Annotated in this window: 18 protein-coding genes; 12 read left to right on the top strand and 6 right to left on the bottom strand. The window is 71.3% G+C overall.

Translation table 11 applies throughout. From position 1 onward, the window contains the following. Window positions 1–51 precede the first annotated feature (51 nt). From EV148_RS03780 to EV148_RS03760, 5 genes are all read right to left on the bottom strand, one after another. A complete protein-coding gene (locus EV148_RS03780; RefSeq protein WP_131993626.1) occupies window positions 52–1,416 on the bottom strand; it encodes an AMP-binding protein in 1,365 nt (454 codons plus the stop codon). Window positions 1,417–1,471: 55 nt separating this feature from the next. Continuing rightward, the gene (gene tsaC / locus EV148_RS03775; protein WP_131993623.1) at window positions 1,472–2,050 is read right to left on the bottom strand and encodes an L-threonylcarbamoyladenylate synthase type 1 TsaC; all 579 of its coding nucleotides are present in this window, start codon (window positions 2,048–2,050) and stop codon (window positions 1,472–1,474) included. Window positions 2,051–2,057: 7 nt separating this feature from the next. Continuing rightward, window positions 2,058–4,556: a DNA topoisomerase I gene (locus tag EV148_RS03770; protein ID WP_131993620.1), complete on the bottom strand. Its 2,499-nt coding sequence runs from the start codon at window positions 4,554–4,556 to the stop codon at window positions 2,058–2,060. 227 nt (window positions 4,557–4,783) lie between these two features. Then, the gene (gene dprA, locus EV148_RS03765; protein ID WP_131993617.1) at window positions 4,784–5,947 is read right to left on the bottom strand and encodes a DNA-processing protein DprA; all 1,164 of its coding nucleotides are present in this window, start codon (window positions 5,945–5,947) and stop codon (window positions 4,784–4,786) included. A gap of 103 nt (window positions 5,948–6,050) precedes the next feature. Beyond that, window positions 6,051–7,211, bottom strand: a complete 1,161-nt coding sequence (locus tag EV148_RS03760) for a LysM peptidoglycan-binding domain-containing protein (RefSeq protein ID WP_131993614.1) — start codon at window positions 7,209–7,211, stop codon at window positions 6,051–6,053. 214 nt (window positions 7,212–7,425) lie between these two features. On the opposite strand from EV148_RS03760, the gene def reads away from it, so the two are divergent. The 10 genes from def to EV148_RS03710 all read left to right on the top strand — a co-directional run bounded on the left by def (window position 7,426) and on the right by EV148_RS03710 (window position 17,939). Then, entirely contained in the window at window positions 7,426–7,929 is a 504-nt protein-coding gene (gene def, locus EV148_RS03755; RefSeq protein ID WP_131993612.1) for a peptide deformylase, read from the top strand. Window positions 7,930–8,071: 142 nt separating this feature from the next. Continuing rightward, window positions 8,072–9,007: a methionyl-tRNA formyltransferase gene (gene fmt, locus EV148_RS03750; protein WP_199222707.1), complete on the top strand. Its 936-nt coding sequence runs from the start codon at window positions 8,072–8,074 to the stop codon at window positions 9,005–9,007. Beyond that, complete coding sequence (gene rsmB / locus EV148_RS03745; protein WP_425479835.1) at window positions 9,004–10,359, top strand: 16S rRNA (cytosine(967)-C(5))-methyltransferase RsmB; 1,356 nt, start codon at window positions 9,004–9,006, stop codon at window positions 10,357–10,359. Before fmt ends, rsmB begins: the two co-directional genes overlap by 4 nt. Continuing rightward, the gene (locus EV148_RS03740) at window positions 10,334–10,912 is read left to right on the top strand and encodes a DUF4390 domain-containing protein (RefSeq protein ID WP_158287302.1); all 579 of its coding nucleotides are present in this window, start codon (window positions 10,334–10,336) and stop codon (window positions 10,910–10,912) included. The genes rsmB and EV148_RS03740 overlap by 26 nt, the downstream gene beginning before the upstream one ends. Continuing rightward, a complete protein-coding gene (locus EV148_RS03735) occupies window positions 10,891–13,059 on the top strand; it encodes a sensor histidine kinase (RefSeq protein ID WP_131993606.1) in 2,169 nt (722 codons plus the stop codon). Before EV148_RS03740 ends, EV148_RS03735 begins: the two co-directional genes overlap by 22 nt. Window positions 13,060–13,156: 97 nt before the next feature. Next, window positions 13,157–14,557 (top strand): sigma-54-dependent transcriptional regulator, encoded by a 1,401-nt coding sequence (locus EV148_RS03730; RefSeq protein ID WP_131993603.1) that lies wholly within the window; start codon window positions 13,157–13,159, stop codon window positions 14,555–14,557. 229 nt (window positions 14,558–14,786) lie between these two features. Then, complete coding sequence (locus EV148_RS03725; protein ID WP_131993600.1) at window positions 14,787–15,569, top strand: 3-hydroxybutyrate dehydrogenase; 783 nt, start codon at window positions 14,787–14,789, stop codon at window positions 15,567–15,569. Beyond that, the gene (locus EV148_RS03720; protein ID WP_131993597.1) at window positions 15,566–16,792 is read left to right on the top strand and encodes a patatin-like phospholipase family protein; all 1,227 of its coding nucleotides are present in this window, start codon (window positions 15,566–15,568) and stop codon (window positions 16,790–16,792) included. Before EV148_RS03725 ends, EV148_RS03720 begins: the two co-directional genes overlap by 4 nt. A 221-nt stretch (window positions 16,793–17,013) precedes the next feature. Further along, complete coding sequence (locus tag EV148_RS03715; RefSeq protein ID WP_131993997.1) at window positions 17,014–17,340, top strand: tetratricopeptide repeat protein; 327 nt, start codon at window positions 17,014–17,016, stop codon at window positions 17,338–17,340. Window positions 17,341–17,357: 17 nt separating this feature from the next. Further along, entirely contained in the window at window positions 17,358–17,939 is a 582-nt protein-coding gene (locus tag EV148_RS03710) for a hypothetical protein (protein ID WP_131993594.1), read from the top strand. Window positions 17,940–18,159: 220 nt separating this feature from the next. Here EV148_RS03710 and EV148_RS03705 read toward each other — a convergent pair whose 3' ends face one another. Next, window positions 18,160–19,074, bottom strand: a complete 915-nt coding sequence (locus EV148_RS03705) for an LpxL/LpxP family acyltransferase (RefSeq protein WP_277871120.1) — start codon at window positions 19,072–19,074, stop codon at window positions 18,160–18,162. 86 nt (window positions 19,075–19,160) lie between these two features. On the opposite strand from EV148_RS03705, the gene dtd reads away from it, so the two are divergent. Together dtd and rpoD are read left to right on the top strand one after the other, a co-directional pair. Next, complete coding sequence (gene dtd, locus EV148_RS03700) at window positions 19,161–19,601, top strand: D-aminoacyl-tRNA deacylase (RefSeq protein WP_131993588.1); 441 nt, start codon at window positions 19,161–19,163, stop codon at window positions 19,599–19,601. A gap of 214 nt (window positions 19,602–19,815) precedes the next feature. Continuing rightward, complete coding sequence (gene rpoD, locus EV148_RS03695) at window positions 19,816–21,660, top strand: RNA polymerase sigma factor RpoD (protein ID WP_131993585.1); 1,845 nt, start codon at window positions 19,816–19,818, stop codon at window positions 21,658–21,660. Window positions 21,661–21,776 lie beyond the last annotated feature (116 nt).

Genomic DNA, 21,776 nt, shown 5'->3' with positions numbered 1-21,776 from the left:
ACCCCTTCGAAACGCTCGAGGCCTGTGGAGCAGCGCGGCGCGCGTCGCGCGTCACTCGCGCAAGGCGGCGAGCAATTGGGCGCGCGGGAGCTTGCCGGTCTCGTTGCGCGGCAGCGCGGCGACCTTGCGCAGCGGGCGCGGCAGGAAGGCGGCGTCGATCGCGGTGCGCAATTCCTGCAACAGCTCGGCTTCGCATCGATCCGGTGCGACGACGAGCGCGGCGATGCGGCGCACGCCGGTCGCATCGGCGTCATCGAGCTGGAACACGACCGCATCCTCGACGCCGCGCAAGGCGCCGACGCGGCGCGTGAGGTCGCCGAGCGAGGCGCGCTTGCCGGCGATCTCGACGAGGTCGGCGTGCCGTCCGCGCAGGCGGAACGCGGGGCCGGGCAGGAGCTCGACGAGGTCGGCGAGCACGACCGGCGCGGCGAAGTGCGCCGCGTCGACGAGGGTGCCGTCCGGTTGCGGCCGGAGCGTGACCCCGGGGTAGGGGCGCCAGTCTTCGCCGAGCGCGCAGCGGCGTTGCGCGATCACGCAGGTTTCGGTCGACCCGAACAGTTCGAGCACGGGCGCGCCGTAGCGCGCTTCCGCTTCCGCCGCGAGTTCCTGTGGCAATGGCGCGGTCGCCGAGGTGATCGCGGCGAGCGGCGGCAGCACGAGCGGTTCGCGCAGCAATGCGCGCAGATGCACCGGCGTCGTCACCAGCACGCGCGGAGCCGGCACCGCGGCGAGTGCGTCGGCGACGTCGGCCGGGAACAGCGGGCGGCCCGCATGCACGCCGAACGGGCCGAGCAGTGGCAGCAGGATGGACAGTTCGATGCCGTACATGTGCTGCGGCGGCACGGTCGCGACGATGTGCGCGTCGCCCGCGCCGGCCAGCGCCGGCAGCGCGGCGAACGCAGCGACGTTGAATGCGGTGCTGGCGCGGAACGAGCCCCAGGTCTTCGGGTTCGGCTTCGGCTGGCCCGTGCTGCCCGAGGTGTAGCCGATCACCACGACCTGGTCGGCAGGTATCATCGGCACGTCGTGGCGCTCGCCGTGCACGCCGAGCGGGGGCATGCGCACGACGCGGCCGTCGAACGCGGGCGGCGCGGCGTCGGCGAGCGCGTAGCTGCCCGGATGGCCGGCGAGCATTTCGCCGATCGCCTGCGGCGTGCGCGCGGAAGGCAGCAGGTTGGTGCGGCCGCGGCAGGCGACCGCGCACAGCGCGACGAGGAACGCGTAGCGATCCTCGCAAAGATTGATCGCGTCCGCATGCGGCGGCAGGACCGCGGCGACGGCAGCGACGTCGGCGAGAAAGGCGGCGGCGTCCACCGCGCGGCCATCACGCCAGGCCAGCGTCCGCGACAGGTCGGCGCGCGCGAGCAACGGCAATGCCGCGCTCGTTGCGACATGGCCTTCGGGTACCGCCGACATGGATGTCCTCCCCTCTCGCCTGCGTTGCCGTCCAAGCCGCCGGGCGCCGCGCCCGCTAGCTCCGCACACTCTCCCCGGTGATAGCGTCGCGGATCGGCGTCGGCCGCTCAAGTCCCCCGGTTTCGCCGTTCAGGATCGCATCGATGCCGGTCGGAAAGGCATGCTGCACGTCCTCGCTTCGGCGCGCCGGTGGCTCGCCATGGCGATTGGCGCTGGTCGACACGAGCGCGCCGCCGAACGCGCGGCACAATGCGGCCGCCGGCGGATGCGCGGTCACGCGCAGCGCTATGCCGGCATGGCCGCCGGCGATCCACTCCGGCACGTCCACCGCGCGCGGGAAGATCCAGGTGTGCGGACCGGGCCAGCTTGCCCGGGCGCGTTCGAGCGCGGACGCCGGCGTCGCGGCGAGGTCGATGTACGGCGCCACATGCGCGAATTCGGCGCCGATCAGCAGCACGCCCTGCGTCGGCGGGCGCTGCTTGAGCGCGAACAGGCGCGCGAACGCGGCATGGTCGTGCGGGTCGCAGCCGAGGCCGAACACGGCCTCGGTCGGGTAGGCGACGACGCCGCCGCGACGCAGCGCGTCGACCGCTTGCGCGAGGTCGTCACCGGACGAAACGGCCGGCGGCGTCATGGCGATGTCAGCCCGCCGACTTCTTCGCCGCACCCGCCTTCTTGGCGGCTGCCTTCTTCGCCGACGCCCTCTTCGCAGTGGCCTTCTTCGCCGCCTTCTTCGCGGGCGCCTTCTTCACCGCCGCCTTCCCGGGTGCGTCGGAAGCGGGCGCCTTCGCCGTCTTGACCACCTTCGTGGCCTTCGCCGGTGCCTTCTTGCCGAAGCGACCGCCGCGCTTGGGCCGGTTCGGCGCCGCCGCGAGCAGTTCCATGCACTCGGCCTCGGTCAGCTCGCGCGGCTCCTTGTCCTTCGGGATGCGCGCGTTCTTGTCGCCGTCGGTGATGTACGGGCCGTAGCGGCCGTTCAGCACCTGGATGCCGTTGCCGAAGTCCTTGATGATGCGGTTGGCGATGAGCTCGGCCTTCTCGCGCACGAGTTCGAGCGCGCGCGGCAGTTCGATCGTGTACGGATCGTCCTCGGGCTTGAGCGAGGCGTACATCGAGCCGTGCTTGACGAACGGGCCGAAGCGGCCGACGCCGACCGTGATCTCCTCGCCGTCCTCGGCCTGGCCGAGCTTGCGCGGCAGCTTGAACAGCTCGAGTGCTTCCTCGAGCGTGATCGTGTGCATGCTCTGCCCGGGCCGCAGGCTCGCGAACGTCGGCTTGTCCTCGTCGTCCTTGCTGCCGATCTGCGCGAACGGCCCGTAGCGGCCGAGGCGCACCTGCACGGGCTTGCCGCTCTTCGGGTCGATGCCGAGTTCGCGCGCGCCGGTCGCTTCGGAGCGGTCGACCGTCTCGCTCTTCTCGTCGACGGTCGCCTTGAACGGTTTCCAGAACTTCTCGAGCAGCGGCACCCAATCCTCTTCGCCGCGACTGACTGCATCGAGCTCGTCCTCGAGCTTGGCGGTGAAGTCGTAGTCGACGTACTGGGTGAAATGGCCGGACAGGAACTTCGCGACCGCGCGGCCGACGTCGGTCGGCCGGAAGCGGCGGCTGTCGAGCGTGACGTATTCGCGGTTGAGCAGCACCTGGATGATGCTCGCGTAGGTCGACGGGCGACCGATGCCGTATTCCTCGAGCGTCTTCACCAGCGAGGCCTCGGAATAGCGCGGCGGCGGCTCGGTGAAATGCTGCTCGGCGTCGACCGCGGCGAGCGGCACCGCTTCGCCGATCTGCATCTTCGGCAGCTTGCGGCCTTCGTCGTCGTCCTCCGCGCTCTTCGCATCGCGCCCTTCCTCGTAGACGGCGAGGAAGCCCGGGTCGACCACGGTCGTGCCGCTCGCGCGGAACAGCGAGTCGCCGCCGGCGTCGAGGTCGACGCTGACCGTGTTCAAGGTCGCGTGCTGCATCTGGCAGGCGACCGCGCGCTTCCAGATGAGGTCGTAGAGCTTGCGCTGCTCGTCGTTGAGGTACGGCGCGACGTCGCGCGGGCGGTGCAGCGCGGAGGTCGGCCGGATCGCCTCGTGCGCTTCCTGCGCATTCTTCGACTTGTTGCGGTAGTAGTGCGGCGCCTCCGGCAACGCCTGCGGACCGTAGTCCTTGGCGATCACGTCGCGCAGTTCGTGGATTGCCTCGGCCGACAGGTGCACGGCGTCGGTACGCATGTAGGTGATGAGGCCGACCACGCCCTCGTCGCCGAGCGCGACGCCTTCGTAGAGGCCCTGCGCGATCTTCATCGTGCGGCTGGTCGAGAAGCCGAGCTTGCGGGCGGCCTCCTGCTGCAGCGTCGAGGTCGTGAACGGCGGCGCCGGGCGGCGCTTGCGCTCCTTCGACTCGATGTTGGCGACGACGAGGCGGCCCTGCGCCGAGCGCTCGAGCGCGCTGCGCGCTGCCATTGCATCGGCTTCGTTGGTGAGGTCGAACTGCTCGAACTTCTTGCCGCGCAGTTTGAGCAGGCGCGCCTTGAAGCGCGTGTCCGGGTGCGCGCAGTCGGCTTCGATCGTCCAGTACTCGCGCGCCTTGAACGCCTCGATCTCCTCCTCGCGCTCGACGATCATGCGCAGCGCCGGCGACTGCACGCGGCCCGCGGACAGGCCGCGCTGCACCTTGCGCCAGAGCACCGGCGACAGGTTGAAGCCGACCAGGTAGTCGAGCGCGCGGCGCGCCTGCTGCGCGTTGACGAGGTCCATCGACAGCTGGCGCGGGTGCGCGACCGCTTCCTTGATGGCGCGCGGCGTGATCTCGCTGAACACCACGCGGTGCAGCGCCTTGCCGTCGAGCAGCTTGCGCTGGCGCAGGATCTCGGCGATGTGCCAGGAAATCGCCTCGCCTTCGCGATCCAGGTCGGTCGCGAGGTAGAGCGCGTCGGCCGCCTTGGCCGCCTTGGCGATCGCGTCGACGTGCTTCTCGTTGCGATCGATGACCTCGTAGTTCATCTGGAAGTGGCGATCGGGGTCGACCGCGCCCTCCTTCGGCACGAGGTCGCGCACGTGCCCGTAGGACGCCAGCACGTGGAAATCCTTGCCGAGATACTTGTTGATCGTCTTCGCCTTGGCGGGCGACTCGACGATCAGGAGGTTCTTTGCCATTTGGGATCCTTGGCGGGTGCGGGCGCGGCGCCGGCAGGGCGCGGAGCGGGTCGCCGGCGCGGGCCGGGACGAGGGCGCGCCGACGGCACGCAGTCGTTCTCTTCTTTTAGTGGAAACACGCCGCGTGCCGGCCTGTCAAGCCGATCCCGCGCGGCGCCGGCCGCGGCCGGCGCGGGCCGTGGATGCGGCCGGTTGCGCGCAACACAAGCCGGCGGCGGGGTTTTTCCTCACGCACCGGAGCCGGCCCGGCGGGCGTAGCCGCCCCGTTCGGCGACCACCTCGCCCTCGAGTTCGAGCATCAGCAGCATCGAGGACAGGGCCGCGACGGGCAGGCCGCTGCGCCCGGCCAGCACGTCGATGCCGAGCGGCTCGTGGTCGAGTGCCGCGTACAGGCGGGCATAGTCGGGATCGTCGGCGTGCGCGGCCATGGTACGCCGCGGCGGGTCGGCGGCGCCCCCGGCAGGGGCCTGCAGGCGCTCGCGCAGGCTCGCGCCTAGCCGCCGGGCGAGTGGGGCGAGTTCGGCGACGATCTCCTCGGCCGTTTCGACCAGCTTGGCGCCGCTGCGGATGAGCTGGTGGCAGCCGCGCGCGAGCGGGTTGTGGATCGAGCCCGGGATCGCGAACACCTCGCGCCCCGCCTCGGCGGCCTGGCGCGCGGTCAGCAACGAGCCGGAGCGCAGCCCCGCCTCGACCACGAGGGTGCCGAGCGCGAGGCTGGCGATGATGCGGTTGCGCCGCGGGAAGTGGGTTGGGTGCGGCGGCGTGCCGAGCGGGAACTCGCTGACCAGCGCGCCGCCGCCGGCGAGGATGCACGCGGCGAGGTCGTCATGGCGAGCCGGGTAGACGACGTCCGCGCCGGTGCCGAGCACCGCGATCGTCGTGGCGCCCGCGTCCAGCGTGGCCGCGTGCGCGGCGCCGTCGATGCCTTCGGCGAGGCCGCTCGTGATGGCGAAACCCGAGGCGGCAAGTGCGCGGGCGAACGCCGCCGCATTCGCCTGGCCGGCCTGGCTCGCGTTGCGGCTGCCGACGATGGCGAGCTGGGGCTGCCAGAGCGCTTCCGCGGCGCCGGCGACGAACAAGGCGGCTGGTGGCGGTGCGGCGTCGTCGAGCAGGGTGGGGAAATCGGCTTCGTCGCAGGCGAGCAGCGCGTGCCCCGGCTGCGCGAGCCAGGCGAAGTCCGCTTCGATGAGCGCGGGGTCGGGCGCGCGCAGCCACGCGCGGCAGTCGGCCTCGCGCGTGCGTTCGTGGGTGCCGCGGCGCGCGGCCGCGAGAGCGCGCGGCGCATCGCCGGCGGCCGCGAGCAGCTCGCGCAGGGTCGCGGGGCCGAGGCCGGGCGCGCGCAGCAGCACGAGCCAGGCTTCGAGCCGTGTCCGGTTCGCGACGATGTCCATGGGGCCAGCCTAGCGGGCGCCGGAAAGGCACGCGGCGCGATGTTGCCATCGCGCCGCGTGCGAAATCACCACGTCCGGAGGCGTGCCGCGCACGCCGCCGCGGTCAGGGCGTCTTGTCCGGGTCGAACAGGAACTGGCCGATGTTCACCGGCTTCACCGCGTCCATCACGAGCCCGTAGCTCACGCGCTGGAAGGTGCGGAAGATCATCACGTGGCCGATGAATTCCGGCGGCAGCGTCGCGCGGGCGTCACGCGGGTGGAAGAAGCGCTTCACGCTGCCTTCCGGATAGTCCGTGTTGTCGACGACTTCCTCGCCCTCGGCGTAGATGCTGAAGGTCTGGCCGTTCTCGATGCCGTCCTCGCTGCCGCGCGACAGCGCGACGACCTGGCGCGGGCCGACCGCGTCGAGCGCGTCGGTGAATGCGATCACGCGCATGTTCTCCGGCACCTGCGCCGGCGCATGCGGCACGTATTCGTCGTCGTAGGGGCGCGTGTCGATCGGCATCAGGTAGTCGCCCGCCTTGACCTCGAAGTCGGAGCTGACCACCAGCGCGGAGGACACGTCGGCGCTGCGCGTGACTTCGACGACGCCGAAATCGCGCACCTCGTAGCCGAGGAAACGCACGTTGCCCGACAGCGTGAATTCATTCGGGCCGTGGCGCCAGAGCATGTCCGGGCGGCGATCGTGGAAGTCGTCCTTGGCCTGGCGATGGACTTCGCGCGGGCGGCCGTCGTCCTCGGGCGGCATGTCGTAGTAGCGGCCGCTCGGGCGCACGAGCGCGAGGCGCGTGCCCGGCTGCGCGGCGAGGCCGCGGACGTAGACGAGCTGGCCCGGCGAACCGAGCAGCTGGTTCTCTTCGACGCCGATCACGTGCGGCGCTTCGCGCAGGTCGTTTTCGCCGATGATGCGCGTGTTCCGCAGCCACTGCTTGAGCGCGGACAGCGGGATCGGCGGGATCGCGTCCTCGTACGCCGACGCGCGCACGTGCGGACCGAAGCCGCCTTCGGTGCCGAGGCGGTGTTCGTTGATCACGAGCACGTCGCCCGGATAGATGAGATGCGGATTCCTGACCTGGCCGTTGTCCTGCCAGATCTCCGGCCAATGCCACGGCTTCTTCAGGAAGCGTGCGGAAATGTCCCAGAGGGTGTCGCCTTTCTTGACGACATAACGGTCCGGATGGTTGTCCGCCCACTCCGTCGTCGCGGCGTACACCGTCAGCGTCAGCAGCAGGCCCGCCGAAACCGAAAGGAGTTTTTTAAGCATGACTGCCAATCCCCCGATCCCCAAAGGTTTTCCCGAGTGTAATGGAAAAGTTAGGCGCAGGAAAACGAACTGCGTCGCAGCCCCGGAACGCCACCGCAGGCGCTCCCGGCGGGTGGTCGCCAGGCGGCCGGGGCTGCCGTGGGCGGGCCCGGCCGGCTAGAATGGCTGGCCCGGCCCTTGCACCCGTCCGCCCCGGCCGCATACTGGGACTGCCATGGCCCTGCTTCCGATCCTCGAATTCCCCGATCCGCGCCTGCGCACCAAGGCGCAGCCCGTCACCGTGTTCGACGCCGCGCTCAGGCAGCTCGTCGCCGACATGTTCGAGACGATGTACGCGGCTCCGGGCGTCGGCCTCGCCGCGACCCAGGTCAACGTGCACCAGCAGCTGCTCGTCGCCGACATGTCGGAGAACTCCGACCAGCCGATCGTGCTGGTCAATCCGCGCATCCTCGAGAAGGACGGCGTGCAGGTATTCCAGGAAGGCTGCCTGTCGTTCCCGGGCATCTTCGCCGACGTCGAGCGCGCGCTGCACGTGAAGGTCGCCGCCCAGGACGCCGACGGCAACGCATTCGAACGCGACTTCGAAGGGCCGCTCGCGGTGTGCATCCAGCACGAGATGGACCACCTCGTCGGCAAGGTCTTCGTCGACCACCTGTCACCGCTCAAGCGCTCCCTGCTGCTGAAGCGCCTCGAGAAGAAGCGCCGCCAGACCGCCTGACGCCGCCGCCGGCCGGGTCGAAAAGCCTTCGACACGAAGGACACGAAGGACACGAAGGAGAGATCGGTTTTTCCCTTCGTGTCCGTCGTGTCCTTCGTGTTTCAATCTTCCCGCTTTCGCCTTCCTGCCCGATCGAATTGCCATGCCCCGACCGTTGCGCCTCGTCTTTGCCGGAACACCCGAGTTCGCCGTGCCTTCGCTCCGGGCGTGCCTCGCGAGCGGGGCGGAGGTGGTCGCGGTCTACACGCAGCCGGACCGGCCGGCGGGGCGCGGGCGCAAGCTCGCGGCGAGCCCGGTCAAGCAGGCGGCGCTCGCCGCGAACGTGCCGGTGGAACAGCCGGAGACCTTGCGTGACGCAGGCGCGCGTGCGCGCCTTGCCGCGCATGCGCCCGACCTCGTCGTCGTCGTCGCCTACGGCCTGATCCTGCCCAAGGCGGTGCTCGCGCTGCCGCGGCTCGGCTGCTGGAACGTGCATGCGTCGCTGCTGCCGCGCTGGCGCGGCGCGGCGCCGATCCAGCGCGCGATCCTCGCCGGCGACGCCGAAACCGGCGTCGACCTCATGCAGATGGAAGCGGGGCTCGATACCGGGCCGGTGCTGCTCGAGGCACGCACGCCGATCACGCCGGAAGACACCGGCGGCAGCCTGCACGACCGCCTCGCCGAACTCGGCGCGCGCACGCTCGCCGACGGGCTCGCGCGCGTGTTGCGCGGCGAGACCCTGATGCCGATTCCGCAGCGCGCCGAAGGCATCGAATACGCGCACAAGCTCGACAAGGCCGAGGCGCGCCTCGACTGGAACGAACCCGCACTCGCGCTCGCGCGCAAGGTGCGGGCGTTCGACCCGTGGCCGGTGGCCGAAGCGGTCATCGACGGCGAGCGCCTGCGCATCTGGGCCGCGCAGGCGGTCGACGGTGCCGCGGGTGGCGCGCCGGGCGAGGTGGTCGCGCGGCACCGCGACGCGATCGACGTCGCGACCGCTGCCGGCGTGCTGCGCATCACCGAGCTGCAACGCGAAGGTGGCCGCCGCATCGCGGTGCGCGACTGGCTCAATGCGCGCCGCGACGGCGTCGCCGCGTGAGCCGCCCGCCGCAAGGTTCCCCGCGCCGCGCGCGTGCGCAGGCGGTGCCGCCCGGCGCTGCGCTGCGTGCCGATGCCGCCCGTGCGCTCGCGCGCGTCGCGCTCGACGGCGCTTCACTGCGCAGTGCGCTCGCCGAGGCGAACCCGCGCATTGCCGATGCGCGTGATCGCGCGCTGTTCGCCGCCACGCTGTTCGAAGCTTCGCGCTGGTGGCTGCGCTTCGATGCCGCCCTCGCGCGCCTGCTCGACAAGCCATTGCCGCCGAAGGCGCGCGAGGTGCGTGCGCTGCTCGTGCTCGCGTTCGCCCAGGTCGCCGTGCTCGGCCTGCCCGAATACGCGGTCGTCGCGGCTTCGGTCGAAGCGGTGCGCGCGCTCGGCCAGCCGCAGTACGCCGGCCTCGCCAACGCGCTGCTGCGGCGCTTCCTGCGCGAACGCGCCTCGCTCGAGGCCGAACTCGATCGCGATCCGGTCACGCGCCACGCGCATCCGCGCTGGCTCGTCGATGCGATCGAGCGCGACTGGCCCGGCCAGGCGGCGGCGATCCTCGCCGCGAACAACCGCGAGGCGCCGCTGACCCTGCGCCTCAACCGCCGCCGCACGACGCGCGAAGCACTGCTCGCGCGGCTCGCGGACGCGGGCATCGCGGCGCTCGCACCCGACGCGCTCGCCGATGCGATCGTGCTCGCAGCGAGCGCCGACGTGACGCGCCTGCCCGGCTACGCCGAGGGCGCCTTCTCGGTGCAGGACGGCGCCGCGCAGCGTGTCGCCGACCTGCTCGCGCCGGCCGCCGGCATGCGCGTGCTCGATGCCTGCGCCGCGCCGGGCGGCAAGAGCGCGCACCTGCTCGAGCGCGCCGACATCGACCTCGTCGCGCTCGATGCCGACCCCGCGCGCCTGCCGCGCGTGCGCGAAAACCTCGACCGCCTCGGCCTCGCCGCGACGATCGTCGCCGGCGACGCCGGCGAACCGGAAGGGTGGTGGGATGGCAAGCCGTTCCAGCGCATCCTCGTCGACGCGCCGTGTTCGGCGACCGGCATCGTGCGGCGCCAGCCCGACATCAAGCTGCACCGGCGCGGCGCCGACGTCGCGCCCCTCGTCGCCACGCAGGCGCGCCTGCTCGCCGCGCTGTGGCCGCTGCTCGCGCCCGGCGGACGCCTGCTGTACGCGACCTGCTCGCTGCTGCGCGCCGAAAATGAAGGCGTGCTTGCCGAGTTCCTGCGTGGCCGGGATGATGCACGCGCGGTGCCGCTCGACGACGGCCATGGCCATGCCGCCGGCGTCGGTCGCCAGAACCTGCCGGGCGAGGGCGGCATGGACGGCTTCTACTATGCACTGGTCGAAAAGCAGTCATGAGTGGATCCGGCGCGGCGCGCGCGTGCTCGCCGCCGGCGCGCTCGCGGGCATGCTCGCCGCCTGCGGCCTGCTCGCGCCGCCCGGCGCGCTCGGCGTTCGCGGCGCGCAGCTCTACCCCGGCGTGACCGGCGCCGTGCTCGAACTCGGACTCGACTGCCGCCTCAGCGGGCCGATGCAGGACGCACTCGATCACGGCATCCCGATCACGTTCGCGATCGACGTGCGTGCCGGCGACTGGCCGCACGTGCAGGCACGGGCGACGCGCGCGATCGAGCTGCGCTACTACCCGCTGTCGCGCCGCTACCAGCTGCGCGTCGGCGACAGCGACGACGTGCGCAGCTTCGCGACCCAGGCCTATCTCGTCTCCGCGCTCGGCTCGCTGCGCATGGGCCTGCCCGAAGCCTTCGCGCGGCTCGCTCCCGATACGCCGCTGCACGTGCGCGCGGCGATCGATCCCACCGCGCTGCCGGGCGCGCTGCGCCTGCCGGCGTTGTTCGAGCCGGCGTGGCGCCTCGCCTCCGCGGACAGCACATGGCCGGCCGCGACGCGCTGACCTTCCTGCTGCGCCGCGTGCTGCCCGCGCTCGCGGTCGCGGCGCTGCTGGTCGCCTCGCTCAAGCTCGCCGAAGACGCGGCCGCCGACAGCGCGCGCTTCGCCGCGCACTACCGCTGGGTGCTCGGCGCGGCGCTGGTCGCGCTCGTCGTGCTGGTCGGCGCGATCGCACTGCGCCTGTGGCGCCTGCGCGCCGACGTGCTGCGCGGCGCGCCGGGCGCGCGCCTCAATCGGCGCCTGCTGCGCCTGCTGATCCTGCTCGCCTTGCCGGCGAGCGTGGTCGTCTACGGGTTCGCGCTGCGCTTCCTCGACGCGACGATCGACAACTGGTTCAACCTGCGCCTCGAGCAGGCGCTCGACGACGCGCTCGAACTCGGGCGCGTCGTCATCGACGAGCACCTGCACCGCGACGAGGGCGCGAGCGCGCAACTCGCGCAGCGGCTCGGCGAGGAACCGGCCGAACGCGCGCAGGAGCTGCTCGACGGTGCGATCGACGCGCTCGGCGCGATCCAGCTCAGCGTGCTCGGCGCCGACGGGCGCATCGAGGCGAGCGCGAGTTCCGATCCGCGCTACCTCGACCCGCCGATTCCCGACGGCGCGGTACTGCTGCGCGTGCAGGGCGATCGCCGCTACGCCGCGGCCGAACCGTTCGGCAACGGCCTCGCCTTGCGCGTCGTGCTGCCGATCACTACCGCCGGCGGCGTGCAGGCGCAGGAGCGGCTGCTGCAGGGGCTGTTCCCTCTGCCGCCGCGGCTGCAACCGCTGACCGCGCGCATCGAACGCGCGAACTTCGACTTCCAGCGCCTGAAGTTCCTGCGCGGTTCGCTCAAGCTCACGTTCGCGCTGATCCTCACCTTCGTGCTGCTGCTGTCGGTGCTCGTCGTCGTGCTCGCCGCGTTCGGCCTCGCGCGCCGGCTCGTCGCGCCGATCGGCCGCCTCGCCGCGGCGACGCGCGCGGTCGGCGCGGGCCGCTACGACACGCCGCTGCCGACGCCGAGCGACGACGAGTTCGGCTTCCTCGTCGCCTCGTTCGCGCAGATGACGCGCGAACTCGAGTTCGCAGGCGCACGCGCGCAGAAGAGCGCGCGCGAAACCGAGCAGCAGCGCGCCTGGCTCGAAGCCGTGCTCGAACGCCTGTCCGCGGGCGTGCTCGGCTTCGACCGCGATGGTCGCCTGCGCGTGGCCAACCGCGCCGCCGACACGATCCTCGGCGTCGACTTCGAACAGCATCTCGGCGCGAGCGCCGGCGAGATCGGCAAGCACCACCCCGCGCTCGCGCCGTTCACCGAGCCGCTCGCGCGGCACCTGCGCGACGACGTGCGCGAGTGGCGCGAGGAAGTCGTGCTCGACACCGCGCAGGGCCGGCGCAGCCTCATGGTGCGTGGCACCGCGCTGCCCGCGCAGGCCGGCTACGTCGCCGTGTTCGACGACCTCACCGTGCTCAACCGCGCGCAGCGCGACGCGGCCTGGGGCGAAGTCGCACGGCGCCTCGCGCACGAGGTGAAGAACCCGCTGACGCCCATCCAGCTCGCCGCCGAGCGCCTGCGCCGGCGCTTCCTCGGTCGCCTCGCGCCGGAGGAAGGCGAGCTCATCGATCGTGCCACGCACACGATCGTGAGCCAGGTCGAGGCGCTCAAGACGATGGTCAACGCGTTCGGCGACTACGCGCGGCCGCCGCAGCTCGCGCCGCGCCCGCTCGCGCTGCACGCGCTGCTCGGCGAAGTGCTCGACCTGTACGAGAACGACCAGCGTCTGAGCCTCGCGCGCCGCTTCGCTGACGGCGAGCCGCGCGTGCGCGTCGACGCGGTGCGCCTGCGCCAGGCGCTGCACAACCTCATCAAGAACGCACTCGAGGCGATCGGCGACGTGCACAAGCCGCAGCTCGTCGTCACCACGCGCGTGCTCGACGAGGACGCAGAACCGTGGGTCGAGCTGTCGGTGGCCGACAACGGCCCGGGACTGCCGGCGGACTTCGGCGAACGCTGGTTCGAGCCGTACACGAGCAGCAAGGCACGCGGCACCGGGCTCGGCCTCGCCGTGGTGAAGAAGATCGCCGAGGAGCACGGCGGCAGCGTGCGCGCGGAGAACCGCGCCGAGGGCGGCGCCCGCTTCACCGTGCGGCTGCCGCTCGACACCTCGGCGGATTGAGGCAGCCGCGGCGGGTGGCGACCGCCGGCATGGCATCGCGTGCAGCGCTCGCTCGCGCTATCCTCGCTGTCTCCTTTTTGCAACGCTGGAACGGGCGATGGCCGCAGCCGCACGCGTACTCGTGGTCGACGACGAGCCGGACATCCGCTCGACGATCCGCGACATCCTCGAGGACGAAGGCTATGCGGTCGATCTCGCCGAGTCCGCCGCGGCGGCGCGCGAAGCCCGCCGGAGGCAGCGGCCGGACGTCGTGCTCCTCGACATCTGGATGCCCGACCTCGACGGCGTGAGCCTGTTGCGCGAGTGGAACGAGCGCGGCGGCCTGCCGTGCCCGGTCATCATGATCAGCGGCCACGGCACCGTCGAAACCGCGGTCGAGGCGACGCGGCTCGGCGCATGGGACTTCATCGAGAAACCCATTTCGCTTGCCAAGCTGCTGCTCGTCGTCGGCCACGCGCTCGAGGCCGGCCGCCTCAAGCGCGAGAACGAAGGCCTGCGCCGCCAGCTGCCCGCACCGGGCGACCTCGTCGGATCCGGCCGCGCGATGCAGGCGCTGCGCGCGCAGATCGACAAGATCGCCGCGCACGACACCGGCGTGCTCGTCGTCGGCGAGCCCGGCACCGGCAAGGAAACGATCGCGCGCGCGCTGCACGACCGCAGCGCGCGTCGCGCCGGTCCGTTCGTGACGGTCGCCGCCGGCGCGATCGCGCGCGAGACCGCCGCGCTCGCGCTGTTCGGCGCCGAGGATGCGAACGGCGTGCAGCACGGCCTGTTCGAGCAGGCGAACGGCGGCACGCTCTACCTCGACGAGGTCGCCGAACTCGACCCCGAACTGCAATTGCGCCTGTCGAGCGTGATCGAACGGCGCGCCCTGATCCGCTGCGGCGGGCATGAACCGGTCGCGCTCGACGCGCGCGTGATCGCCGCGACCGCGCACGACCTCGGCGCCCTCGTCGCGGCGGGACGCTTCCGCGAGGAGCTCTACTACCAGCTCAAGATCGTGCCGCTCGCCGTGCCGCCGCTGCGCGAGCGGGGCGACGACATCCCCGAACTCCTGCGCTACCACACCGACTGGTTCGCCAACCGCGACCAGCTGCCGTACCGCAATTTCCCGGTCGCGGTGCAGAACCGCCTGCGCCACTACGCGTGGCCGGGCAACCTGCGCGAGCTGCGCAACCTCGTGCAGCGCCTGCTCGTGCTCGGCAGCACGAGCGAGGTCACGCTCGAGGAAGTGGAAGCCGCGCTCGGTTCGGGCGGCGCGGTGGCGGCGCCCGTGCCCGGCGTCGCCGGCATCGATTTCTCGCTGCCGCTGCGCGAGGCGCGCGAGCAGTTCGAGCGCGCCTACCTGCTGCACCAGCTCGACGCGGCCGGCGGCAGCGTCGGCAAGCTCGCCAAGGCGGTCGGCATGGAACGCACGCACCTGTACCGCAAGCTCAAGGACCTCGACATCGACCCGCGCATGCCCGCGCGTGAAGGCCAGGGCGTGCCGACGCCGTGAACCCGGGCCGGCCCGGCCGCAACGACGCGGCGGGCGGAATCGACGAGGCACGCGCCGGCCCGTGACGCCGTCCGGGCGTTCAGCTATCGTTTTGCTGCAGTGCGGAACTTCCGCCTCGTTGCCCGGTCCTATCGATCAGCTTCAAACACACTCCCCTGGGCGCCGTCGTTTTCCGCGACGGACGCCCTTTTTTTTCGGCGCGATGCGCCCCCGGAATGAAGGAAATCCCATGCGACTCGACGGCAAAGTGGCAATCGTGACGGGTGCAGCCAGCGGCATCGGCAAGCGCATCGCCGAGGTGTACGCGGCGAACGGTGCCGCGGTCGCGATCGCCGACCTCAACCTCGCCGGCGCCCAGGCCACCGCGAAGGAACTGGTCGACAAGGGCGGCAAGGCGATCGGCATCGCGATGGACGTGACCGACGAAGCGGCGGTCGACGCCGGCGTCGACGCGGTCGTGAAGCAGCTCGGCGCGGTCGACATCCTCGTCTCCAACGCGGGCATCCAGATCGTCAATCCGGTCGACAAGTTCAGCTACGCCGACTGGAAGAAGCTCATGGCGATCCACGTCGACGGCGCGTTCCTCACCACGCGCGCCTGCCTGCGCCACATGTACGCGCGCGGCAAGGGCGGCGCGATCATCTACATGGGTTCGGTGCATTCGAAGGAAGCGTCGAAGCTGAAGGCGCCGTACGTGACCGCCAAGCACGGCCTCATCGGCCTCGCCAAGGTCGTCGCGAAGGAAGGCGCCGATCACGGCGTGCGCGCCAACGTGATCTGCCCCGGCTTCGTGCGCACGCCGCTCGTCGAGAAGCAGATCCCGGAGCAGGCGAAGGAGTTCGGCATCTCCGAGGACGACGTCGTGAAGAAGATCATGCTCAAGGACACCGTCGACGGCGAGTTCACGACGGTCGACGACGTCGCCGCCTGCGCGCTGTTCTTCGCCGGCTTCGAGACCAATGCCCTGACCGGGCAGAGCATCGTCGTCAGTCACGGCTGGTGCATGCAGTGACGCGCCGGGCGCCGGTCGCCGGCCGCCGGGCATCGAACGCGCGCCCGGCGCGCGGCGCGACGCCTACGCCGCTGGAATCGGCACGGCGCTACGAAACGGTCGCGCTCGTGCTGCAGGGTGGCGGTGCGCTGGGCGCCTACCAGTGTGGCGTGTACGAGGCGCTGCACGAGGCCGGCATCCGGCCGAGCTGGTTCGCCGGCACGTCGATCGGCGCGATCAACGCCGCGATCCTCGCCGGCAACGCCCCCGAGCGGCGCGTCGAGCGCCTGCGCGAGTTCTGGCAGACGATCTGCGCCCCTGCGGGCGCGGTCGGCTGGCCGCTCGTCGCGCTCGCCGGCATCGCCGAATGGTTGCCGCCGAGCACGCCGCTCAACGCCTGGCTCAACGCGCTCGGTGCCTGGGGCGCGCTCGCGCACGGCCAGCAAGGCTTCTTCACGCCACGCCTGCCGCCGCCGTTCGCCTTCAGCGACGGCAGCGCCGCGGCGACGAGCTTCTACGACACCGCGCCGCTGAAGGCGACGCTCGAGCGACTGGTCGACTTCGACCGCCTCAATGCGGACGGCGTGCGCCTGTCGGTCGGTGCGACGCACGTCGCGACCGGCAACTTCCGCTACTTCGATTCCGCGCGCGAACGCATCCGGCCCGAGCACATCCTCGCCTCGGGCGCGCTGCCGCCCGCGTTCCCGGCCGTCGCCGTCGACGGCGAACTCTACTGGGATGGCGGCCTCGTCTCCAACACGCCGCTCGAATACGTGCTGGAGTCGCAACCGCGGCGCGACACGCTCGTGCTGCAGGTCGACCTGTGGAGCGCGCGCGGACCGCTGCCGAAGACCGTGCTCGACGTGCTCGAACGCCAGAAGGACATCCAGTACTCCAGCCGCACGCGCCAGGGCACCGACCAGGTCGCCGCGCGCCAGCGCCTGCGCAACGCGCTCGGCCTGCTGCTCGAGCGCGTGCCCGCGGGCCGCCTGCCGGACGGGCTGCGTGCCGAGCTCGAACCATGGCTGTGCGACCGCGTCTTCAACATCGTGCACCTCATCTACCGCGCCAAGTCCTACGAGGAGCAGTACAAGGACTACGCGTTCGGCGCGGCGACGATGCGCGAGCACTGGGCCCTCGGCCGCGACGACATGCGCCGCAGCCTCGACCGACCCGACTATTTCACGCTGCCCGAGCGCGGCCTCGGCGTCGTCACGCACGACATCCATCGCGCCGGCGGGTGAGACCCGCCGCGAGGCGGCTCCCGCCATGGTCGTGCGAGTGACCGGCGACGCGGGCCGCACGCCGCGCCGACCGAGGCCTGGCCCGTGTTTCAGGCTTTTGCTCGTGCCGCGTCATCCCGGGGCGCGGTCGTGCGTTGCAACGGTCGCCTGCCGAACCGGGAGTTTCGATGGATCCTGTCGTGCCGCGTGTATCCGGTGCGCCGACGCGCGATGATGGGCGGATGGAGCCGGACTTCATCGCCCGCCTGCGTACCCAGCTCGGTGGCCCCCGCGACGGCGCCTTGCTGCGCTTCTCGCTCGGCAACGCACTGCTCGGGCAAGGCGATGCCGCGGGTGCGGCGGTCGCGTTGCGCGAAGCGCTCGCGTTCGATCCGCAGTATTCGGCGGCGTGGAAGCTGCTCGGGCGCGCCCTCGCCGACGGCGGCGACATCGCCGGCGCGATCGACGCCTTCGAGCGCGGCATCGCGGTCGCACGCGCGCGCGGCGACGAACAGGCCGCGAAGGAGATGGGCGTGTTCCTGCGCCGCCTGCGGAAGCCGTCGCCCTGAATCGCCTGCATATGCTCATGCTCCTGTCGGTCGCTGTGGTCGCGGCCGGCCTGCTGCGCATCGCCGCGCAGCGGCCGGTCGCGCACGCTGCGGGCGTGCTCGTCGACTCGGCGCCGCGCCAGACCGATCCGGTCGATCCGACCCCGCTGCGGCATGGGGACTATCTGCTGCAACCGCTCGCCGACTTCACGATCGAGGCACGCGTGCTGTCGCGCGAGGACTACCGCTTCGACGAGGGTGCATCGCTGTCGCCGACCGACCTCGCGCTGGGCTGGGGCCGCATGTCCGACAGCGCGGTCATCGACAAGCTCGACATCCGCCAGTCGGTGCGCTTCTTCACCTGGCACTGGCGCGACGCGCAGGCGCTTGCGCCGGCGGAGGTCGTGCGCTCGGCGACCAACCTGCACGCGATCCCGGCCGACGCGGCCATCGCGCGCGCACTCGCGCGCGTGCGCGTCGGCGAGATCGTCGAGTTGCGCGGCCGCCTGGTCGAGGCGAGCCGAGCCGATGGCTGGCACTGGCGCAGCTCGCTCAGCCGCGACGACAGCGGCGCGGGCGCGTGCGAGCTCATGCTGGTGGAGGCGATCGAGCGGCGCTGACGCAAGGGCAGCGTGGACGGCCTTCTTCCGTTCGCCCCGGGCGCAGGCCGCAGGCCCCGAGTCGCAGGGTCGCGAACAAGAACAGGAGACCTTGCTCCCCTCGTGGACCGGCGGCTTCGGCTCCGCCGCTTCGCGGGCCGCGCCCGGCGCGACCGGAATCTTTGCCGTGCGCCGGCCGGCGAAGACACGGAAGGCGCGCGCGACCGGCGCCGGCGAGCCCTCAGTCCTCAGCCCTCAGCCCACGCCCCACCGAATTCGGCCACCGCTTGTACGTCCACTGGTACTGCGTGAACGCGAGGCGCACGCAGTCCTCGACGCCGCGGTTGAGCGCGGTGCAGGCGACGCTGATGTCGGGGTCGGCGATGCCGGCGGGCGCCGGCAGGAAATGCACGCGGTAGCCCGCGCCGCGCGGCAGGCGCTCGACGAAGCTCAGCAACACGCAGGCGCCGGTGCGCTCCGCGAGCCGCGGCAGCAGCACCATCGTCGGTGCAGGCACGCCGAAGAACGGCGCCTGCACGCCTTCGCCCCGGCGCGGCTGCTGGTCGGGCAGGATGCCGACGACGCCGCCGGCGGCGAGGCGCTTGTACAAGGTGCGCACGCCCGCACCTTCGGCCCGGACCTGTTCCACCGGCAGCGCACCGCGTGCCCGCAGCAGCAAGGGTTCGAGGACGGCATGGCGCGGCGCGCGATAGAGGATCGCGAGCGGCGTCTGCATGGCCAGCCAGTAGTTGAGCAGTTCCCAGCAGCCCAGGTGCGGCGCGGCGACGATGAGGCCGCGGCCGGCCGCGAGCGCCGCGTCGAACAGCTCGCGGCCGCGCACGTCGCGCACGAGCGCGAGCGCGTCTTCGGGGCGGTTGCCCCAGATCGCGGCGACCTCGGCGAGCGCCTTGCCGGTCTCGACGAGGCTCGCGCGCGCGAGACGTTGTCTGCTTTCGGTGCTCTCTTGCGTCAATACGAGCTGCAGGTTGCGCTCGGCGACGCGGCGGCTGCGCCCGCCGCGCAGCCACGACAGCCACCCGAACGCCGCGCCGAGCACGTGCACGAGGCGGAGCGGGCAACGGCCGACGAGGCGCAGGCTGCGGTAGAGCAGCGCGGCCGGCCAGGACAAGGCGGGGGACGGCATGGCAACGGCGATTGTAAAGGCGCGGCGCGCAGGGTGCGGACCGATTGACCGTCGCCGGGCTGGCGGCGAGCATGCGGGGCTTGCCGTCGGAGCCCGTGATGATCGCCCTGATCCAGCGCGTCAGCGAAGCGCGCGTCGAAGTCGACGAGGTCGTCGTCGGCCGCATCGATGCGGGCCTGCTCGCGCTCGTCGCGGTCCAGCCCGGCGATGGCGAGCCGCAGGTGCAGCGCATGCTCGAGCGGCTGCTCGGCTACCGCGTGTTCGCCGACGCCGGGGGACGCATGAACCGTTCCCTGGCCGACACCGGCGGCGGCCTGCTGCTGGTGTCGCAATTCACGCTCGCCGCCGACACGCGTTCGGGCACGCGGCCCGGATTCTCCACCGCGGCGGCGCCGGCCGAGGCGGAGCGTTGGTTCGCGCGCCTGGTCGAATTGTCAACATTGCGCCATCCGAGGGTGGAAACCGGGCGTTTCGGCGCCCATATGAGGGTCCATCTGGTCAACGACGGGCCGGTCACGTTCTGGCTCGAGACGCGCTGAGGCGGCGGATGATCCACGTCGGCGGCGTTTTACGTATTAGGAGTAATGGGCCCGCTGGCGTACGGGTTCCCGCGGCCGGAGGCCGCCGGCAGCACGCCGGACTCCGACGGCCCGCGTGCGGTCCGACGGCACCGCCGCAGGCCGGGCCGCCGCGCCCTTGACGCGGCTCCTATACTCACTTTCCTTTGCCGTACAGAAACCTTCCGGAACCGACATGGCCGCAGAGCACAACCAGGAGCAGCAGTCCGAGATCAAGACCCTGATCATCAAGGGCAAGGAACAGGGCTACCTGACCTACGCCGAAGTCAACGACCACCTGCCCGACGACATCGTCGACCCGGAGCAGATCGAAGACATCATCGGCATGATCAACGACATGGGCATCGAGGTGCACGAAGTCGCACCCGATACCGAGACGCTGCTGCCGGAGACGCCGGTCGCGACCGACGACGACACCGCGACCGAGGAAGCGGTCGCCGTGCTCAGCGCCGTCGACGCCGAGGTCGGCCGCACCACCGACCCGGTGCGCATGTACATGCGCGAAATGGGCACGGTCGAGCTCCTGACCCGCGAGGGCGAGATCGCGATCGCCAAGCGCATCGAAGAAGGCCTGAACCAGGTGCAGAGCGCCCTGGCGAGCTTCCCGTGGTCGATCCAGCTGCTGCTGGAGGAATATGACCAGCACCTCGAAGGCAAGAAGCGCCTGTCCGAAGTGCTCGCCGGCTTCGCCGACATGGAGCAGCCGGACGTCGTCGTGGCCGAGGCCGAAGAGACGGTCGCCGCCACCGAGGACGAGGAAGAACACGAGGCGGAGGGCGGCGAGGAGTCCGATCCCGCCGACGTCGGCCTCGACCTCGCCGAGGTCGCGCGCCGCATGGACGAGCTGCGCCAGATCTATGCGAAGTTCCAGAAGACCGCCGACAAGCACGGTACCGCCGACCGCAAGTCGCAGAAGCTGCGCGACGAGATGGCCGAGGCGTTCCTCAAGCTCAAGTTGCCGGCGATCATGATCGACGGCTTCGTCAAGAAGCTGCGCGACGTCGTCAACAACATCCGCAACCACGAGCGGGTGATCGGCGACCTGTGCATCAAGCACGCGCGCATGCCGCGCAAGGACTTCCTCAAGCTGTTCCCGGCCAACGAGACCAACCTCGAGTGGGCCGACGAACTCGCGCGCAAGCGCCAGAAGTGGTCGCCCGCGATCAAGATGCAACGCGACGCGATCGTCGCCGAGCAGGAGAAGCTGATCGCGATCGAGCAGGCGCTCTACCTCGGCGTCGCCGACATCAAGGAGATCAACCGCGCGATGTCGATCGGCGAGGCGAAGGCCCGCCGCGCGAAGAAGGAAATGGTCGAGGCGAACCTGCGCCTGGTGATCTCGATCGCCAAGAAGTACACCAACCGCGGCCTGCAGTTCCTCGACCTGATCCAGGAAGGCAACATCGGCCTGATGAAGGCGGTCGACAAGTTCGAATACCGCCGCGGCTACAAGTTCTCCACCTACGCGACGTGGTGGATCCGCCAGGCGATCACGCGCTCGATCGCCGACCAGGCGCGCACGATCCGCATCCCGGTGCACATGATCGAGACGATCAACAAGCTCAACCGCATCAGCCGCCAGATGCTGCAGGAGATGGGTCGCGAACCCACGCCGGACGAGCTCGCGGTGAAGATGGAGATGCCCGAGGACAAGATCCGCAAGGTGCTCAAGATCGCCAAGGAACCGATCTCGATGGAAACGCCGATCGGCGACGACGAGGACTCGCATCTCGGCGACTTCATCGAGGACGCGACCATCGTCTCGCCGATCGAATCGTCGACCAATATCGGCTTGATGGAAACGGTAAGGGACGTGCTCGCCGGCCTCACGCCGCGCGAGGCGAAGGTGCTGCGCATGCGCTTCGGCATCGACATGAACACCGACCACACGCTGGAAGAAGTCGGCAAGCAGTTCGACGTCACGCGCGAGCGCATCCGCCAGATCGAGGCGAAGGCACTGCGCAAGTTGCGCCACCCGAGCCGTTCGGAACAGCTGCGTTCGTTCCTCGACATCGACTGACGCACCACCTGCGGTACGCCACGAAAACGCCCGCGCCCGTCGCGGGCGTTTTCGTTCGCGCACGGCCATCGCAGGGCCTGCCGGTGGCCGCGGCACGCCCTCGCCCAGCGCACCCC

Origin of the sequence: Dokdonella fugitiva, assembly GCF_004342425.1 — a bacterium.
Taxonomy (GTDB): domain Bacteria; phylum Pseudomonadota; class Gammaproteobacteria; order Xanthomonadales; family Rhodanobacteraceae; genus Dokdonella_A; species Dokdonella_A fugitiva.
The sequence above is the reverse complement of the archived record's forward strand: the minus strand, read 5'-3'. Positions and strand labels throughout refer to the sequence as shown.

Coding starts and splice junctions, on each gene's coding strand:
- dtd (WP_131993588.1), top strand. CDS start 19,161: ATGATCGCCCTGATCCAGCGCGTCAGCGAAGCGCGCGTCGAAGTCGAC.
- dprA (WP_131993617.1), bottom strand. CDS start 5,947: ATGGACATCGTCGCGAACCGGACACGGCTCGAAGCCTGGCTCGTGCTG.
- EV148_RS03725 (WP_131993600.1), top strand. CDS start 14,787: ATGCGACTCGACGGCAAAGTGGCAATCGTGACGGGTGCAGCCAGCGGC.
- EV148_RS03760 (WP_131993614.1), bottom strand. CDS start 7,211: ATGCTTAAAAAACTCCTTTCGGTTTCGGCGGGCCTGCTGCTGACGCTG.
- EV148_RS03735 (WP_131993606.1), top strand. CDS start 10,891: ATGGCCGGCCGCGACGCGCTGACCTTCCTGCTGCGCCGCGTGCTGCCC.
- EV148_RS03730 (WP_131993603.1), top strand. CDS start 13,157: ATGGCCGCAGCCGCACGCGTACTCGTGGTCGACGACGAGCCGGACATC.
- rpoD (WP_131993585.1), top strand. CDS start 19,816: ATGGCCGCAGAGCACAACCAGGAGCAGCAGTCCGAGATCAAGACCCTG.
- EV148_RS03710 (WP_131993594.1), top strand. CDS start 17,358: ATGCTCCTGTCGGTCGCTGTGGTCGCGGCCGGCCTGCTGCGCATCGCC.
- fmt (WP_199222707.1), top strand. CDS start 8,072: ATGCCCCGACCGTTGCGCCTCGTCTTTGCCGGAACACCCGAGTTCGCC.
- tsaC (WP_131993623.1), bottom strand. CDS start 2,050: ATGACGCCGCCGGCCGTTTCGTCCGGTGACGACCTCGCGCAAGCGGTC.
- EV148_RS03740 (WP_158287302.1), top strand. CDS start 10,334: ATGCACTGGTCGAAAAGCAGTCATGAGTGGATCCGGCGCGGCGCGCGC.
- EV148_RS03770 (WP_131993620.1), bottom strand. CDS start 4,556: ATGGCAAAGAACCTCCTGATCGTCGAGTCGCCCGCCAAGGCGAAGACG.
- def (WP_131993612.1), top strand. CDS start 7,426: ATGGCCCTGCTTCCGATCCTCGAATTCCCCGATCCGCGCCTGCGCACC.
- EV148_RS03780 (WP_131993626.1), bottom strand. CDS start 1,416: ATGTCGGCGGTACCCGAAGGCCATGTCGCAACGAGCGCGGCATTGCCG.
- EV148_RS03715 (WP_131993997.1), top strand. CDS start 17,014: ATGGAGCCGGACTTCATCGCCCGCCTGCGTACCCAGCTCGGTGGCCCC.